The sequence below is a fragment of the Actinoplanes subtropicus genome (assembly GCF_000721705.1).
Lineage (GTDB): Bacteria > Actinomycetota > Actinomycetes > Mycobacteriales > Micromonosporaceae > Actinoplanes > Actinoplanes subtropicus.
In genome coordinates this window covers 108,261-123,891 of record NZ_JOJL01000018.1, presented here as the reverse complement: position 1 = coordinate 123,891, position 15,631 = coordinate 108,261, and the positions used below count along the sequence as shown (strand labels likewise).

Annotated in this window: 16 protein-coding genes; 9 read left to right on the top strand and 7 right to left on the bottom strand. The window is 70.5% G+C overall.

Going from position 1 to position 15,631, the window contains the following annotated elements:
- Nucleotides 1–118 precede the first annotated feature (118 nt).
- The 4 genes from IH26_RS0124610 to IH26_RS0124595 all read left to right on the top strand — a co-directional run bounded on the left by IH26_RS0124610 (nt 119) and on the right by IH26_RS0124595 (nt 4,445).
- A complete protein-coding gene (locus IH26_RS0124610) occupies nt 119–652 on the top strand; it encodes a DUF4240 domain-containing protein (RefSeq protein ID WP_030438594.1) in 534 nt (177 codons plus the stop codon).
- A 486-nt stretch (nt 653–1,138) separates the two neighbouring features.
- Complete coding sequence (locus IH26_RS0124605; RefSeq protein WP_030438593.1) at nt 1,139–1,867, top strand: MOSC domain-containing protein; 729 nt, start codon at nt 1,139–1,141, stop codon at nt 1,865–1,867.
- A gap of 339 nt (nt 1,868–2,206) precedes the next feature.
- Complete coding sequence (lepA, locus tag IH26_RS0124600) at nt 2,207–4,084, top strand: translation elongation factor 4 (protein WP_030438592.1); 1,878 nt, start codon at nt 2,207–2,209, stop codon at nt 4,082–4,084.
- Between the two features lie 82 nt (nt 4,085–4,166).
- Nucleotides 4,167–4,445, top strand: a complete 279-nt coding sequence (locus IH26_RS0124595; protein ID WP_030438591.1) for a GlsB/YeaQ/YmgE family stress response membrane protein — start codon at nt 4,167–4,169, stop codon at nt 4,443–4,445.
- A 70-nt stretch (nt 4,446–4,515) separates the two neighbouring features.
- Here the strand turns inward: IH26_RS0124595 and IH26_RS0124590 are convergent, their stop codons facing one another.
- The 3 genes from IH26_RS0124590 to IH26_RS0124580 all read right to left on the bottom strand — a co-directional run bounded on the left by IH26_RS0124590 (nt 4,516) and on the right by IH26_RS0124580 (nt 7,988).
- Entirely contained in the window at nt 4,516–6,129 is a 1,614-nt protein-coding gene (locus tag IH26_RS0124590) for a PAS domain-containing protein (RefSeq protein ID WP_030438590.1), read from the bottom strand.
- 141 nt (nt 6,130–6,270) lie between these two features.
- Nucleotides 6,271–7,131, bottom strand: a complete 861-nt coding sequence (locus IH26_RS0124585) for a hypothetical protein (protein ID WP_030438589.1) — start codon at nt 7,129–7,131, stop codon at nt 6,271–6,273.
- 68 nt (nt 7,132–7,199) lie between these two features.
- Nucleotides 7,200–7,988 (bottom strand): enoyl-CoA hydratase-related protein, encoded by a 789-nt coding sequence (locus tag IH26_RS0124580; RefSeq protein ID WP_030438588.1) that lies wholly within the window; start codon nt 7,986–7,988, stop codon nt 7,200–7,202.
- A gap of 31 nt (nt 7,989–8,019) precedes the next feature.
- Between IH26_RS0124580 and hemW the strand changes: the two genes are divergently transcribed.
- On the top strand, nt 8,020–9,222 hold the full coding sequence (hemW, locus tag IH26_RS0124575; RefSeq protein ID WP_030438587.1) for a radical SAM family heme chaperone HemW: 1,203 nt from the start codon (nt 8,020–8,022) through the stop codon (nt 9,220–9,222).
- A 41-nt stretch (nt 9,223–9,263) separates the two neighbouring features.
- On the opposite strand, the gene IH26_RS57140 is transcribed toward hemW, so the two are convergent.
- Nucleotides 9,264–9,749 carry a DUF4870 domain-containing protein gene (locus IH26_RS57140; RefSeq protein WP_245665471.1) on the bottom strand — a complete coding sequence of 162 codons (486 nt, stop codon included), beginning with the start codon at nt 9,747–9,749 and terminating at the stop codon, nt 9,264–9,266.
- A 298-nt stretch (nt 9,750–10,047) separates the two neighbouring features.
- Between IH26_RS57140 and hrcA the strand changes: the two genes are divergently transcribed.
- Nucleotides 10,048–11,070, top strand: a complete 1,023-nt coding sequence (gene hrcA, locus IH26_RS0124565) for a heat-inducible transcriptional repressor HrcA (protein ID WP_030438585.1) — start codon at nt 10,048–10,050, stop codon at nt 11,068–11,070.
- Between the two features lie 34 nt (nt 11,071–11,104).
- Nucleotides 11,105–12,244 (top strand): molecular chaperone DnaJ, encoded by a 1,140-nt coding sequence (dnaJ, locus tag IH26_RS0124560; protein ID WP_030438584.1) that lies wholly within the window; start codon nt 11,105–11,107, stop codon nt 12,242–12,244.
- A 231-nt stretch (nt 12,245–12,475) separates the two neighbouring features.
- Here dnaJ and IH26_RS0124555 read toward each other — a convergent pair whose 3' ends face one another.
- Nucleotides 12,476–13,108: an FMN-dependent NADH-azoreductase gene (locus IH26_RS0124555; protein WP_030438583.1), complete on the bottom strand. Its 633-nt coding sequence runs from the start codon at nt 13,106–13,108 to the stop codon at nt 12,476–12,478.
- A gap of 92 nt (nt 13,109–13,200) precedes the next feature.
- On the opposite strand from IH26_RS0124555, the gene IH26_RS62215 reads away from it, so the two are divergent.
- Both IH26_RS62215 and IH26_RS0124545 read left to right on the top strand, forming a co-directional pair.
- Nucleotides 13,201–13,920 carry a MarR family winged helix-turn-helix transcriptional regulator gene (locus tag IH26_RS62215; RefSeq protein WP_211268742.1) on the top strand — a complete coding sequence of 240 codons (720 nt, stop codon included), beginning with the start codon at nt 13,201–13,203 and terminating at the stop codon, nt 13,918–13,920.
- A gap of 25 nt (nt 13,921–13,945) precedes the next feature.
- A complete protein-coding gene (locus IH26_RS0124545; protein WP_030438581.1) occupies nt 13,946–14,356 on the top strand; it encodes a nitroreductase family deazaflavin-dependent oxidoreductase in 411 nt (136 codons plus the stop codon).
- 100 nt (nt 14,357–14,456) lie between these two features.
- Here the strand turns inward: IH26_RS0124545 and IH26_RS0124540 are convergent, their stop codons facing one another.
- A complete protein-coding gene (locus tag IH26_RS0124540; RefSeq protein WP_051808456.1) occupies nt 14,457–14,768 on the bottom strand; it encodes a hypothetical protein in 312 nt (103 codons plus the stop codon).
- A gap of 45 nt (nt 14,769–14,813) precedes the next feature.
- A complete protein-coding gene (locus tag IH26_RS0124535) occupies nt 14,814–15,617 on the bottom strand; it encodes an IclR family transcriptional regulator domain-containing protein (RefSeq protein WP_030438579.1) in 804 nt (267 codons plus the stop codon).
- Nucleotides 15,618–15,631 lie beyond the last annotated feature (14 nt).

Sequence of the window (15,631 nt, the reverse complement as noted above, 5' to 3'; positions counted from 1 at the left end):
GTCGTATACCGAGCCGTACCGGAAGGACCCGACCCGACGCACCCTACGAAGCCCCGAATCGATCTTCAAGGCTCAACATCAAAGCTAAATGTCGTACCCGGCTGGCAGGATCCTGGCCATGAGAACCGACGACTTCTGGGCGGTCATCGATCGCGCGACCGCCGATCGGCCGGCCTCCCCGGGCGAGGTGGCCAAACGCGCCACCGCCGACCTGGCCGCCCGCGACCCGGAGGAGATCGTCGCCTGGGCCCGCCACCTCGACAAGGTCATGGTGGCCTCCGGCACGCAGGACCTGTGGGCGGCGGCCTATCTGATCAACGGTGGGTGTTCCGACGAGGGCTTCGACAGCTTCCGTGGGTGGCTGATCGCGCACGGGCGCGAGGCGGTGGCGCGGTCGGTGAAATCGCCCGATTCGCTGGCCGATCTCCCTGCGGTGCGCGCCGCGGCGGACAGCGGTGCGGTGTTCGAGGCGGAAGAGGTGCTGGCCATCGGGGCCGAGGCGTATCGGCAGGCCACCGGGTCCGAGTTGCCGGCGGGGGAGCAGCCGGCGACGCGGCCCGACGCGGCCGATTTGTGGGATTTCGACAATGAGGAGGAGATGCAGAGGAGATTGCCGCGTTTGTCGGCGTTGTTCCTGGAGCCGCCCGACTGACGAGCGGGCCGCACGGGAGGCGGGCCGCACAGGAGTGGCCCTCAAGCGCGCCGGATGGAAGCGGCCGCACGGGAGTGGCCCTCAAGCGCGCCGGATGGAAGCGGCCGTACGGGAGTGGCCCTCAAGCGCGCCGGATGGAAGCGGCCGTACGGGAGTGGCCCTCAAGCACGCCGGATGGAAGCGGCCGTACGGGAGTGGCCCTCAAGCACGCCGGATGGAAGCGCCGGGAGTGGCCCTCAAGCGCGCCGCATGGAAGCGGCCGCACGGAAACGGGCCTCAGCGCGCCGCACGGAAGCGCTGCACGGCAGCAGGCTGCACGGGAAGCAGGCCTCAAGCGCGCCGATGCTCTTGCGGGCGTTGGCGGGCCGGTTAGCCCGCGTGGCTGCGGGTGGCATGTTTCGTGCCGGAGAGGTGCCGGCGCGACGTCATGCCCACGGCGCGGAAACCGGGTCGTACGGCGGGCGCCGGGTCGGCGACACTCGGGGCATGGAGGCTGTGCAGGGGACGGTCGTGGCGGTCAGTTGTAACGACACGTATTCGTTCACGAAGCCGGTGCGGGACGAGATCGTGCTGATCGCCGGGGTCGGGGTGAAGGGTGACGTGCATGCCGGAGTGCACGTCAAGCATCGGGGCCGGGTGCGGGCCGATCCGACGCAGCCGAACTTCCGGCAGGTGCACCTGATTCAGCAGGAACTGTTCGCCGAGGTCGGGGCCAAGGGGTACGCGGTCGCGGCGGGCAACCTCGGGGAGAACGTGACCACGAGCGGGATCGACCTGCTCGGGCTGCCAGTGGGCACGATCCTTCGCTTCGGGCCGCCGGCGGCGATAGGCACGGCGGGCGTGGCCGGCAGGGGAGACGGCGAGGTGCTTGGGGAGCGTGAGGGCGGGCCGCTCAGGGCGGTGCTGGAGGTTGCCGCCCGGGCGGAGCTTGATCGGGAGACGGCGGCTTCGGCGGTGGCGATCGCGGCTGCGGGGGATGGTGGGGACGACCTGCGGCCGGCTGTGGTGCTTGCGGGGCTGCGGAATCCGTGTGGGCAGATCAACGGGTTTCGGGAGGGGCTGCTGAAGGAGGTGCTTGGGCGGGATGCGGACGGGACCGTCGTGCGCAAGGCCGGCGTCATGGGTGTCGTGCTGCGTGGCGGGCCGATCCGGGCCGGTGACGTGGTGACGGCGGAGTTGCCACCGCCGCCGCATGCGCAGCTCGAGCGGGTGTGACTGCGCGCGCCGGACGGGGCTGCGCGTGCTGCGCCCGGGGCGGGGGCTGTCGCCCGGTGTGGGCGGGGCTGCCGTTCGGGGTTGAGCGGGTGTGGGCGGGGGCTGCCGCTGGGGGTTGAGCGGGTGTGGGCGGGGCTGCCGCTGGGGGTTGAGCGGGTGTGGGCGGGGCTGCCGCTGGGGGTTGAGCGGGTGTGAGCGGGGGCTGCCGCCGGGGGTTGAACGGGTGTGGGCGGGGCGTTCCGCGCGGGCGTGGGACGATAGAACGCGCTGGAGTCTGTTCTGGCTCGGCTGCGCCGCCGGTTTGGTGGGGCTTACCTGGATTGAGAAGAACGGAAGATCGTGCCTGGACCGCTCGACGGTGTGAATGTGATCGGGGCTACCGACCCTGGTCGCATCCGGAACTTCTGCATCATCGCGCACATCGACCACGGCAAGTCGACGCTGGCCGACCGGATGCTGCAGATCACCGGGGTGGTCGATCCGCGGCAGATGCGGGCGCAGTATCTCGACCGGATGGACATCGAGCGGGAACGCGGCATCACGATCAAGTCGCAGGCCGTGCGGATGCCCTGGGTGGTGCGTGAGGGCGACAAGCAGGGCGAGTCCGCGGTTCTCAACATGATCGACACCCCGGGGCACGTCGACTTCACGTACGAGGTCTCCCGCAGTCTCGCCGCCTGTGAGGGCGCCGTGCTGCTGGTCGACGCCGCGCAGGGGATCGAGGCGCAGACCCTCGCCAACCTGTACCTGGCGATGGAGAACGACCTGCACATCATCCCGGTGCTCAACAAGATCGACCTGCCGGCCGCACAGCCGGAGAAGTACGCCGAGGAGCTGGCCAAGCTGATCGGCGTGGAGCCGGCGGACGTGCTGCGCGTCTCCGGCAAGACCGGCGTCGGCGTCGACCACCTGCTCGACGAGATCGTGCGGCAGTTCGACCCGCCGGTCGGCGACGCGCAGGCGCCCGCCCGGGCGATGATCTTCGACTCGGTCTACGACGTCTACCGGGGCGTCGTCACCTATGTCCGGGTTGTCGACGGCCGCATCGAGGCCCGCGACCGGATCAAGATGATGTCCACCGGCGCGGTGCACGAGCTTCTCGAGATCGGCGTCGTCTCGCCCGAGATGGAGAAGGCCGGCGCCCTCGGCGTCGGCGAGGTCGGCTACCTGATCACCGGCGTGAAGGACGTCCGCCAGTCCCGGGTGGGCGACACGGTCACCGGCAACGTCCGGCCCGCCACCGAGCCGCTGGGCGGCTACAAGGACCCCAAGCCGATGGTCTACTCGGGCCTCTACCCGATCGACGGCTCGGACTACCCGGCGCTGCGGGACGCGCTCGACAAGCTCAAGCTCAACGACGCCGCCCTGGTCTACGAGCCGGAGACCTCCGCGGCGCTCGGCTTCGGGTTCCGGGTCGGCTATCTCGGCCTGCTCCACCTGGAGATCATCGGCGAGCGGCTGGAGCGCGAGTTCAACCTCGACCTGATCTCCACCGCGCCGAACGTGGTCTACCGCGTCTTCACCGAGGACGCCGAGGAGCGGGTCGTCACCAACCCCAGCGAGTTCCCCAACGGGAAGATCGCCGAGATCCACGAACCGGTCGTACGGGCGACCGTGCTGGTCCCGAACGAGTACGTCGGCGCGGTCATGGAGCTGTGCCAGAGCCGGCGCGGCAGCCTGCTCGGCATGGAGTACCTCTCGTCGGAGCGGGTCGAACTGCGCTACACGCTGCCGCTCGCCGAGATCATCTTCGACTTCTTCGACCAGCTGAAGAGCAAGACCAAGGGGTACGCCTCGCTGGATTACGAGCCGTCCGGCGAGCAGGTCGCGGACCTCGTGAAGGTCGACATCCTGCTGCACGGGGAGCCGGTCGACGCGTTCAGCGCGATCGTGCACAAGGACAAGGCGTACAACTACGGCGTCACCATCGCGGCCAAGCTGCAGAAGCTCATTCCGCGGCAGCAGTTCGAGGTCCCGATCCAGGCGGCCATCGGCAGCCGGATCATCGCGCGGGAAACGATTCGCGCCATTCGCAAGGACGTGCTCGCGAAGTGCTACGGCGGTGACATCACCCGGAAGCGGAAGCTGCTCGAGAAGCAGAAAGAGGGCAAGAAGCGGATGAAGATGGTCGGCCGGGTGGAGGTGCCGCAGGAGGCGTTCATCGCGGCGCTGTCGACCTCCGACAGTGCCGACCCGAAGGGTGCGAGCAAGAAATAGGCCGGTTTGGTTTCCTCGGTGCTCGGGAAATGTGGGGCTCGACGGACGCAACGGATTGCTCCACTCCGAGGAGGAAACCCCAATGACTGTCACCGGCATCATCACCGCGCTCATCGTCGGTCTGATCATCGGTGCGCTCGGCCGGCTGGTCGTACCCGGCAAGCAGAACATCCCCATCTGGCTGACCATGGTGATCGGTGTCGTCGCCGCGCTGCTCGGCACGGTCATCGCCCGTGCCTTCGGTGTCGCGGACACCAAGGGCGTCGACTGGATCGAGCTGCTCTTCCAGGTCGTCCTCGCCGCCATCGGCGTGGCCCTGGTGGCGGGTGTCAGCGGTCGCCGCGGCATCACGCGGCGGTAAAACCGGGAAGCGCCGGACCTGGTTCAGGTCCGGCGCTTCCGACATGTCCGAAAAACCGGAAAGTACGAGCTCAATACCGGAACTTGTGCCGAGCACTCCGCCGGTTCACCCAGGCGGGCAGTTCGTCCACATGGTCCCGATGCGGCTGCCGCTCCCCGGGGTCGTGCGCGTCGGTCACATTGCGCATCGTCACCACGTACCCCCGGACCAGCCGGTCCTCCCGCAGGTCCCGATAGGTTGCCTCGACCAGGATCTGCGACTCGTCGGCCCGGCGGAGCGAGCAGAAGAGCTTCCCGTCCCCGCTGGACCGGAACGCCCGCCGCACCGGCCCCCGGTCGTCCGGGTGGACCAGGTCGGTGAGCGTCGCGAGCGGCGAGAACTGGTCGTCGCCGAGCAGGTCGTGGACGGCCGGGCTGGCGTACCGGATGCGCTGGTCGTCGTCGATCACCAGCATCAGGTCGGCGGTGTTGCCGATCACCGTACGCAGGTACTGGTCGCTGTCCCGCCGGCCGACCGCCTCGACCAGCGAGATCCGGTCCAGCGCCATGGCCGCCTGCCCGGCCAGCACCTCGAGCGCGTCCCGCGTGTTGGCCAGCACCTCGCGCCGCGCCGTGACGATCAGCGCGCCGCCGCTCGGGCGGGCCACCTCCAGCGGCTCCAGCCACAGTGGGCAGACCAGGGTGTTCTCGTCGCCCGACTCGTCGCTCCACCAGCTGCGGTCGCTCGGGCCTGGCGGCCTGGTCATCGGAGTGTCGGCATTGAACACCATTTCCCGTACGGACGAGGGCGGCATCAACTGCGCGACGGCCGCGTGCACCGCCTCCTCCACCGCGGGCAGGTCGGCCGCCGCGACCAGCGCGCCGCTGGCCGTGCGCAGGGCCCGTTCCCGGGCCGCGGCCCGGCCGTTCTGCGAGATGGAGTCGGCGAGCCGGGTGATCGCCAGCAGCAGGGTCAGCCCGCCGACCACCGCGATCACCACGCCGTCGTGGACCGGGCCGGTCAGCGCCTCGATCAGCAGCACCGCGGGCGGGGTGGCCACCGCGGCGGTGAGCAGCGCCGCCCAGTGCCCGCGCCACGGCGTCGCGCGGGGCGGCATCGGCCGGGTCAGCCGGGTCATCGACGGGTGCAGGGCGGCCAGCCCCCAGGTCACGTACAGGACGATGTAGCCGGTCTCGGCGAGCGGACCCGGCGCGAGCGGGTAGGCGATGTCGCTCGCCAGCATCGCGACCGAGCCGGCCAGCAGCAGCCCGGCCGCCGCGTTGCGCCCGGCCGCGGCCGCCAGCCGCACCGTCACGGCGACCAGCAGCAGGTCGCCGATCACGTCGGCCGGCGAGATCTGCGAGAGCGGGGCGTGGTCGCCGATCAGGACGACCCAGACCAGCAGCAGCACCGAGCAGGCGCAGGCCAGCAGGTCGATCAGCCGGGCGCGCTCGACCAGCAGCGACCCGCCCCGAGTGAACTGCACCAGGGCCGCGGCGACGAGCGCGATCATCGCCAGGTAGCAGGCCTCGGCGGCGGACATGGCGTCGACCGCGTAGAAGATGTCGCCGATCGCGATCGCGGCGACGGAACCCGCGAGCAGCAACCACGGGCCGACGCGGGCGGGGCGGTGCCGGCGGACGCCGTAGATGATCGCCAGACAGCTACCCGAACCCAGCAGGATCCATTCGATCGCCCTCGACACGTGTTTCTTAGTACCAGGGCGGTAGCTGTCTGTCCATGTTCGCCTATACGCTGCGCTATTTGCATAGTAAATCGATGGACATCACGGAGAGCTATCGGCCTCGGCCGGGTGGGCCGGCCGCCGTCGGGGACTTTTCCGACGTCAGGTGAAGACTTGGGCGACGACCTGACGCTCGTCCGCCCCGGCGCCCGTGGTTACTGGCTGCCACGTGCCGTTCGGGGCATACCACTCCAGGTCAGCAAAACGTACCCGTTCGAGGCCGGTGTCCGAGGCGTGCGAAACGAGCCAGTGCGCGTACTGCCAGCCCGAGCTCGCATCGGTGACCTTCACGGTCAGCCCGGCCGCCTGGGCGGCGACCGGCTTGCTCAGGCCCTTGCCCCAGTCCAGCTTCAACCCGTTCATCAGCGCCGCCGCGGCCGCCGCGCCGCGCAGCGCCGGAGTGCCGGTGACCGTGCAGGCGACCGCACCGGTCGCACGGCCGGTCAGGGCGCGGGCCAGGACCGCCGACTCGTCGGCCCATTTCTCGTACGCGTTGGGATAGGCCGACCGCTGCACCCGCTGGGCGGCGTCGGTGACCCGCATCTTCTGCCAGCCCTTGATCTTCTTGAGGGCCGAGTAGAACTTGTCCGCGGCGTACCGCGGATCCTTGATCTTGTCGGCGGGACCCCAGCCCTGGCTGGGTCGCTGCTGGAAGAGGCCGATCGAGTCGCGGTCGCCGTCCTCCCGGTTCTCCAGCTTGGACTCCTGCAGCGCGGTGGCCAGCGCGATCACCACGGCCTGCTCGGGCATCCCGCGGCGGATCCCGACGGCGGTGATCGTCGCGGCGTTGGCCATCTGTACGGTGTCGAGAGTCACCTCGCCGTCGGCCGACACGGTGCACGCGGGACCGATCTGCGGCAGAGCGATCTTGATGTTGCCCGACATGCTGCGCGCCACTATCACCACGACCAGCGTGCCGACGATCGCGACCAGGGCGAGCACAACGATCGGCGTCTTTCGCACTCACACCTCCTCGACCGGCCCCCGCGGGATAGGCAACAAGCGTAATCAACGACCGCACGTCAAGGTCGTCACCGCACGACATCCCGCTCGGCCGAGGGCACCCAGGACGGGTCGCGCTTCTCGCGGAACGCGTTCACGCCCTCGGTGCCCTCGGCCGAGCGGAAGTAGGCGCCGGAGCGCTCGGACAGGTCGGCCAGCTCGGCCCGGATCGAGGCGGCCGGCGCCCGCCGCAGCAGCTGCTTGGCGCCGGCCAGGGCGAGCGGCCCGCCGCGTACCAGGGCGTCGCAATACCCGGCGACGGTCGCTTCCAGCCCCTCGGCCGAGACCGCGGCGGTGACCAGGCCCACCTCGGCGGCCCGGACGCCGTCGAAGACGTCGCCGGTCAGATACAGCTCGGCGGCCGCGCGGGGGGCCAGCCGGGGCAGGACGGTGGCGCTGATCACCGCCGGGATGACGCCCAGCCGCACCTCGGAGAACGCGAACGTCGCCTCCCGGGTGCAGACCGCGATGTCGGCCGCGGCGATCAGCCCGAGCCCCCCGGCCCGGGCCGGCCCGCCCACCCGGGCGACCACCGGCTTCGGGAACTCCCAGAGCGCGGCCAGCACGTCGGCGAGCAGCTCGGCCGGGACGCGGCCGGTCGCCCGGGCCTCCGCGGTCTCCTTGAGGTCGGCGCCGGAGCAGAAGACCGGGCCGGTGTGCGAGAGGACCACCACCCGGACGGCGGGGTCGGTCAGCGCGGTCGAGAGCGCCTCGAGCAGCTGGGTCATCAGCGGCGTGGAGAGCGCGTTGCGGTTGGCCGGGCTGTCCAAGGTAACGGTGGTCACGCCGGCGGCGGTGGCGACACGGACCAGATCCATGGCCGAAGATTAGCCGGTGCACACTTGACGGATGGCCGGCGCACTTCCCGATGGCGAACCCGTTCCGCAGGACGGGAGCCTCCCGCTGAACGCGGCGGCGAGCGCCGGAAAAAACGGATTTGCCGTATACGTTCATGTGCCGTTCTGCGCGAGCCGCTGCGGCTACTGCGACTTCAACACGTATACGGCCAGCGAGTTGGGCGACGGCGCGAGTCGGGAGACCTACGTCGACACCGTCCTCCGCGAGATTAAGCTAGCAAAAAACACAATAAATCCGGAAAAAGTGGACACGGTCTTCGTCGGTGGCGGCACCCCGACGCTGCTGAGCGCCGACGACCTGGGCCGCATCCTCGACGGCATCAACGAGGTCTGGCCCCTGAGTGCCGACGCCGAGATCACCACCGAGGCGAACCCGGAATCGGTCAACCCGGCCTATCTACGTAAATTGCGCAGCAACGGCTTCACCCGGATCAGCCTGGGCATGCAGTCGTCCAGCCCCGCGATCCTCAAGATCCTCGACCGCCAGCACACCGCGGGGCGAGCGCCCCAGGCCGCCCAGGAGGCCCGGGAAGCCGGCTTCGAGCACGTCAACCTGGATCTGATCTACGGCACCCCCGGCGAGACCCCGGACGACTTCGCCGCCTCGCTACGCACCGTGATCGACGCCGGCGTCGACCACGTCAGCGCGTACGCCCTGATCGTCGAGGACGGCACCAGGATGGCCGCCCGCATGCGCCGCGGCGAGCTCCCGTACCCGTCGGACGACGTGGCCGCCGACCGTTACCTGGCCGCCGAGGAAGCCCTGAGCGCGGCCGGCTTCACCTGGTACGAGGTCTCCAACTGGGCCACCTCGGCCGCGGCCCGTTGCCGGCACAACCTGCTCTACTGGACCGGCGGCGACTGGTGGGGTCTCGGCCCCGGCGCGCACAGCCACGTCGGCGGCGTCCGCTGGTGGAACGTCAAACACCCGGCGGCGTACGCGAAGCGCCTGGCCGACGGCGTCTCGCCCGGCCACGCCCGCGAACTGCTCACCGCCGGCGACCAACGGGTCGAGGACGTCATGCTCCGGGTGCGGCTGGCCGAGGGCATCCCGCTGGCGCGCGTCGACGATCGCGGGGCCAAACAGGCCCTCGAGGACGGTCTGCTGGTGCCCGAGGCGTACGCGAACGGGCAGTTGATTTTGAATCTGCGCGGCCGGCTGCTGGCCGACGCCGTGATCCGCGACCTCGTGTGACGCCGGGCCCCCGACCCGGCGCCTCCCTTGCCTCCGCAGTGCTATTTGATGATTTGTACCGACATCGGGTAGTTGTACGGCTCGTTGTTGCTGGCCTTGACGCCGGCGACGATGCCGAAAATGATCGCCACCAGCCAGGCCGCGGCCGTGATGATGATGCCGATCCCGATGCACGAGGTGGCCCAGCCGACCACCCCGATGATCGACCAGAGGATCTGGAAGTTCAGCGCCTTGACCGCCTCGCTGCGCAGGTACGGCGAGCGGGTGCCCTGGGAGAGCATGACGATCAGCGGTGCGATCCAGCCGCCGACGCCGCCACTGAGGAAGGCGCCGGCCGCGCCACCGAAGTGGTTGATCAGATTCCAGCTGCGGTCGTCGATGCCGCCGGTGCCGCCGCCGTACTGCGGGGGCGGCGCGTTGTAGCCACCGGGGGCCGCGTTGTACCCACCGGGGGGCGCGTTGTAGCCCCCGGGCGGCGGGTTGTAGCCCCCGGGCGGGGGCGGGTACCCACCGGACGGTGGAGGCACGTAGTCGCCGGGCGGGGGTGGCGCGTAGCCTCCGGTCGGCGGGGGAGGCGGGGGCGGGGACGCCGGGGGCGGTGTCGAACCCGAAGTCGGGTCGTTTGCCCCATATGGGTCACCGGGCGGTCTCGGCGGTTCAGTCATGGCTGCAACCGTAGGACCGCTGCTCAACCCTGGTCGAGACCGACATGCGGAACGAGTCGATGAATAGACAGTCCACTCGATCATCGCGCTGCCGCGCACGGCGACGTAGACTGGCACTCTGTCGCCCGGAGTGCCAATTCGACCGCGAGGGAGGGGTCATATGAGTCTTGATGACCGCAAACTCGAGGTCCTGCGGGCCATCGTCGAGGACTATGTCGAGACGCAGGAGCCGGTGGGCAGCAAGGCCCTGGTCGAGCGGCACCAGCTCGGCGTCTCCCCGGCGACCGTGCGTAACGACATGGCCGTGCTGGAGGAGGAGGGGTATATCCGCCAGCCGCACACCAGCGCCGGCCGGGTCCCCACCGATCTGGGCTATCGGCTGTTCGTCGACCGCCTCTCCAAGGTCAAGCCCCTCAGCCCGGCCGAGCGCCGGGCGATCGAGCGCTTCCTGGTCGGCGCGGTCGACCTCGACGATGTGGTGCACCGCACGGTCCGGCTGCTGGCCCAGCTGACCCGCCAGGTCGCGGTCGTGCAGTATCCGTCGCTCGCCCGCTCGAGCGTGCGCCATCTCGAGCTGGTTCCGATCTCCACCACCCGGCTGATGCTCGTGATGATCGCCGACACCGGGCGGGTCGAGCAGCGCCTGGTCGAGCTGCCCGGCCCGATCCCCGCCGACGACGTGCTCGACCTGCGCCGCAAGGTCAACGAGAAACTCGGCGGCCAGCGGCTCTCGGACACCCCGCCGCTGGTGCAGAGCCTGGTCGACGACTGCCCGCCCGACCGGCGCAACACGATGGCGTGCCTGGCCACCGTTCTTCTCGAGACGCTCGTCGAGCGGAACGAGGAGCGTCTGATGCTCGCCGGAACGGCGAACTTGACCCGGGGGAGTGTGCTGGACTTCCAGGGCACGCTGCGTCCCGTGCTCGAGGCCCTCGAGGAGGAGGTCATCCTGCTCAAGCTCATCGGCGACCTGGAGCCCAGCAAGACCAGGGTGCGCATCGGCGACGAGAACGAGATCGACAACCTGCGGTCGGCCTCGGTGGTCAGCACGGGCTATGGGCCGGGGGCCACTATCGTTGGTGGGCTCGGTGTGCTCGGGCCCACCCGGATGGACTACCCCGGCACCATCGCCACGGTGCGTGCGGTGGCACGCTACGTGGGCGACCTGCTGGCACAGAACTGATGGAATCGCGCTGACATTGAGGACTCCAAACCCCGTGGCCAAGGATTACTACGGCATTCTCGGCGTGAGCCGGGAAGCAACCGACGACGAGATCAAGCGCGCCTACCGGAAGCTGGCTCGGCAGTACCACCCGGACGTCAACCCGGACCCGGAGGCGGCCGAGAAGTTCAAGGACATCAACGCGGCGTACGAGGTTCTCTCCGACGACCAGAAGCGGCAGATCGTCGACCTGGGCGGTGACCCGCTCGCGCCCGGCGGCGGCATGGGCCCGGGTGGTCCCGGCGGCCCGGGCGGCCCGTTCGTCGGCTTCCAGGACATCATGGACGCGTTCTTCGGCACCGCAGCGGGTGGCTCGCGGGGCCCGCGCCCGCGGACCAGGCCGGGCGCCGACGCGATCCTGCGGCTCGAGCTCGACCTGGTCGAGACGGCGTTCGGCGTCGAGGCCCCGATCACCGTCGACACGGCGGTCCTGTGCACCCAGTGCTCCGGCGCCGGCACCGCGCCCGGCACCCACCTGGCCACCTGCGAGACCTGCGGCGGCCGCGGCGAGGTGCAGAGCGTCCAGCGCACGTTCCTGGGCCAGGTCGTGTCGTCCCGCCCCTGCTCCACCTGTCAGGGCCACGGCACGGTCATCCCGCACCCCTGCCCCACCTGCGCCGGCGACGGCCGGGTCCGCACCCGCCGCTCGCTGACCGTGAAGATCCCGGCCGGTGTCGAGGACGGCATGCGCATCCGCCTGGCCCAGCAGGGCGAGGTCGGCCCCGGCGGCGGCACGGCCGGCGACCTCTACGTCGAGATCCACGAGCGCCCGCACGACGTCTACTCCCGCAAGGGCGACGACCTGCACTGCCGCGTGACCCTCCCGATGACCGCGGCGGCGCTCGGCACCCGCCTGACGATCAAGACGCTGGACAGCGAGGAGGCGATCGAGGTCAAGTCCGGCACCCAGCCCGCTTCGACGCTCCGCATCCGCGGCAAGGGCGTGCCCCACCTGCGCGGCCAGGGCCGGGGCGACCTCTTCGTGCACCTCGACGTCAAGACGCCGACGAAGCTGACCGCCGAGCAGGAGCGCATGCTGCGAGAGTTCGCCAAAACCCGCGGCGAGGACGTGGCCGAGCTGAGCAAACAGGGCGGCTTCTTCAGCCGGATGCGCGACGCCTTCAACGGCCATTAGTTTGCCGGGCGCGCTCCAGGAACAGAGACAAAGACCATGCGGACGTACGCGACGGCACGAGTCCCAGGTCAGCCAGGCGATCGCCGTCGTTGGTCGCGCCTTTGCCGCCGGCATCCGGGCTGAGCTGCCGGGTACGGCCGGCTTCGCCGGCCGAAAAGCAACGGGCGACGCCATCCGGCGTCGCCCGTTCTCATGCGGTCTTCGTCCTTGTACTTGTGTGGCCTTGCGGAGTCAGCGGGTGGCGAGGGTGCGGCCCGCGTGGGTGGCGGCCTCGTGGGCGGCCTTCTTGAGGAGCGCCGCGGGCTCGATCAGGGCGTCCATGGCCGGGTTGACGCCGGCCAGGGTCAGCTCGCGCTCGATCAGGGTGAGGTCGGCGCCCCAGACATCGGCGACGATGCGGCGCAGGTACGCCGTGTTGTGGTCCCAGCCCTCGCGCGGGGTGCCGGGGCCGTAGCCGCCGCCGCGGGTGGTCAGCACGATGGCCGGCTTGCCGTCCAGCAGGCGCTCGCCGTGCTCGCCGCCGGCGATGGCCAGGTCGATCCAGGTCTTGACGTGCTGCGAGACGCCGTAGTTGTAGAACGGCAGAGCGAGGATGGCGGCGTCCGCGTCCCGCAGCTCGGCCGCCAGCGTCCGGGCCAGCGCTTGCGCCTGCCGCTGCTGGTCGGTGTACTGCTCCTCGGGGACGAACCGGGCGTGGATGGCGTTCGGCCACGCGTCCGCCGGCAGCGGGTCGGCGCCCAGGTGGCGGCGCACGAACGTGGTCTCCGGCCGGACGGCCAGCCATTCGGCCTCGGCGATGTCGGCCAGCTCGCTGCTGGCCGAATTCGGGCCCTGGATGCTGGCGTCGATGCGAAGAACGGTCACGGGAAGACGCTCCTTGGGATACCAGTATTGAATGTTCAATACGAAGCTTGCCACGGGCGGTGTTGAATGTTCAAGACGGCTACTCTTTGGTGGTGAACAACACGGCGCCGAACTCCGACGTCCCCTGGCTGACCGACCACGAGCGGGTCGCCTGGATGTCCCTCATGTCGCTGCTGATGAGCCTGCCCTCGGCGATCGATGCCCAGCTCAAGCGGGATTCCGGCCTGAATTTCTTCGAGTATTCGATCCTGAGCGCGCTCTCCCGCCCGCCCGGCCGCCCGGTGCGGATGAACGCCTTGGCCCTGTTCGCGGGCGGCTCGGCGTCGCGCCTGTCGCACGCGGTGAGCCGGTTGGAACGGCAGGGCTGGGTGCGGCGCGTGGTACACAGCAGCGAGGTCCGTTGCACCGAGGCGATGCTCACCGAGAAAGGGTTCGCCGTTCTCTCGGCGGCCGCGCCGGACCATGTGCGCGAGGCCCGGCGCCTGGTCTTCGACGCGATCACGCCGGAGCAGGTCGAGCAGCTGCGGCAGATCTCCCGGCAGCTCGTCGAGGCGTCGTCCCCCGAGTTCGCCACGGCCCTCGACCGAGCCATCTCCGAGGCGGCCGCGGTGGACGACGCCGCCCCCGGCCAAGCCGTCGTCGCAACTGCCGCCGGCTCGCCGTGCGCCGCCCCCGAGCATCTGGGCGCCGACCGGGGGCAGGCGGGCGCTGACCATGCGGGCTCCGAGTGCCCGGGCGCTGACCGTGCGGGCTCCGAGTGCCCAGACGTCGACCGCGCCGGCTTCGTCGAGCATGTGCGGGCCGAGCGATGAGGCCGGGGCGTTCGCGGGTGGTGTGGTGAGCGGGCGGCGGGGGCCGGCGTGGCGGGTTCGGCGTGGGTGGCTGTGGCTGCTCAAGAACACGCTCAACCGGGTCACGACGCCGATGGCGCGGGCCGGGGTCGGGCCGTTGGCGCTGGTTCGGCACGTGGGCCGGAAGACGGGCCGCCGGTATGAGACGCCGCTGCTGCTGGCCCGGCTCGGCGACGACTTCGTGGCCGAGCTGACCTATGGGCCGGACGTGTCCTGGTATCGCAACGTCGAGGCGGCCGGCCGCTGTGAGGTGGTGGCCGGCGGGCGGGTCTTCGCGATCGACCGGATCGACGTGCTGCCGGCCGCGGAGGGGTTGCGCGCCTTCGGCTATCCGGCAGCGTGGGTGCTGAGGCTGTTGCGCCGGCGCGACTTCCGGCTTCTGCGCAGGGCCGAATAGGCCCGGCCACAACTACCCGCGAGAGGCGCGTCCACGGCCTTTTGTTGCAGGCGGTCGCGTTGTCGACCGGGGACCTGTCGCACGCGTACGCCGGAATGGTTTAGATCTTGGTTCTGGCTCTTTCGATCAGGAGCGGGATCAGTTCGACGCGCCAGGTTTCCAGGTGGATGCTGCCGGAGGACATGCCGCCGTGGGCGAACTCCTCGCGGAACACCGACGGCTCGGTCTCGGTGGCCAGGTCGACGGCGACCAGGCGGTTGAAGGCCGTGTAGAGCATCGCCTCGACCTCACCGAGGGTGGGCGGCAGGTAGGAACCGGCCAGGTGATCGCGCATGGCCTGCCAGACCCACGGATCGCCGCGCAGGCCCCAGCGGTCGGGCGGGGGCTCGAAGAGATCGTCCACCGTCTTCACAATGTCAACTGTGGCATCGGGCGGCCGGATCCGCACGTCGGGCGGTCAGACGGTTACCGCGGGGACGGCGGCGGTCAGCGACCAGTCGTGGCCGATGTCCGCGGCGGTGCGAAGCAGCCTGGGCAGATGCTCCTCGAGCAGGGTCTCCACCGAGGTCTCCGCGGCGTGCACGGTCACGTTGATCGCGGCGATCACGGTGCCGTCGCCGTCGCGCACACCGGTCGCGATCGAGCGGATGCCGGGCGCCAGATCCTGATCGGCGAGCGCCCAGCCCTTGGCCCGCACCTCGCGGAGCGCGGCCTCCAGGTCGGTGGCCGACGGCTGCCAGCGCGGGGTGATGCCGGAGCGGGACGGCTCGGCGAGCACGGCCGGCAGCGCCGCGGGCGGGAGGGCGGCCAGCAGGACCTTGCCCATCGAGGTCGCGGGGGCGGGAAAGCGGGTGCCGATGGTGACGGCCAGGGTGACGATCTTGGAAACCGCGACCCGGGCCACGTACACGATGTCGCCGCCGTCGAGCTGGGCCATCGAGGTGGACTCGTTGGTCTGGGCGACCAGCTTCTCCATGTGCGGGCGGGCGACGTCCCACATGCTCAGGGCGTTCACGTACGCCATGCCCAGCTCCAGCACGCGCGGGGTCAGCGCATAGCCCCGCTCGGCGGCCCGGACGTAGCCGAGCGCCTCCAGCGTGATCAGGATGCGCCGGACCGTGGGGCGGGCGAGGCCGGTCTCGCCGGCGATCTCGCTCAGCGTCATCGCGGGCGTGCCGGGGCGGAAGGAGCGCAGGACGTCGAGGCCGCGGGCGAGCGCCTCGATGAAATCGGGCCCCGCGCCCCTTCCGCTGTCGGTCATTGCTGAGTCACCTT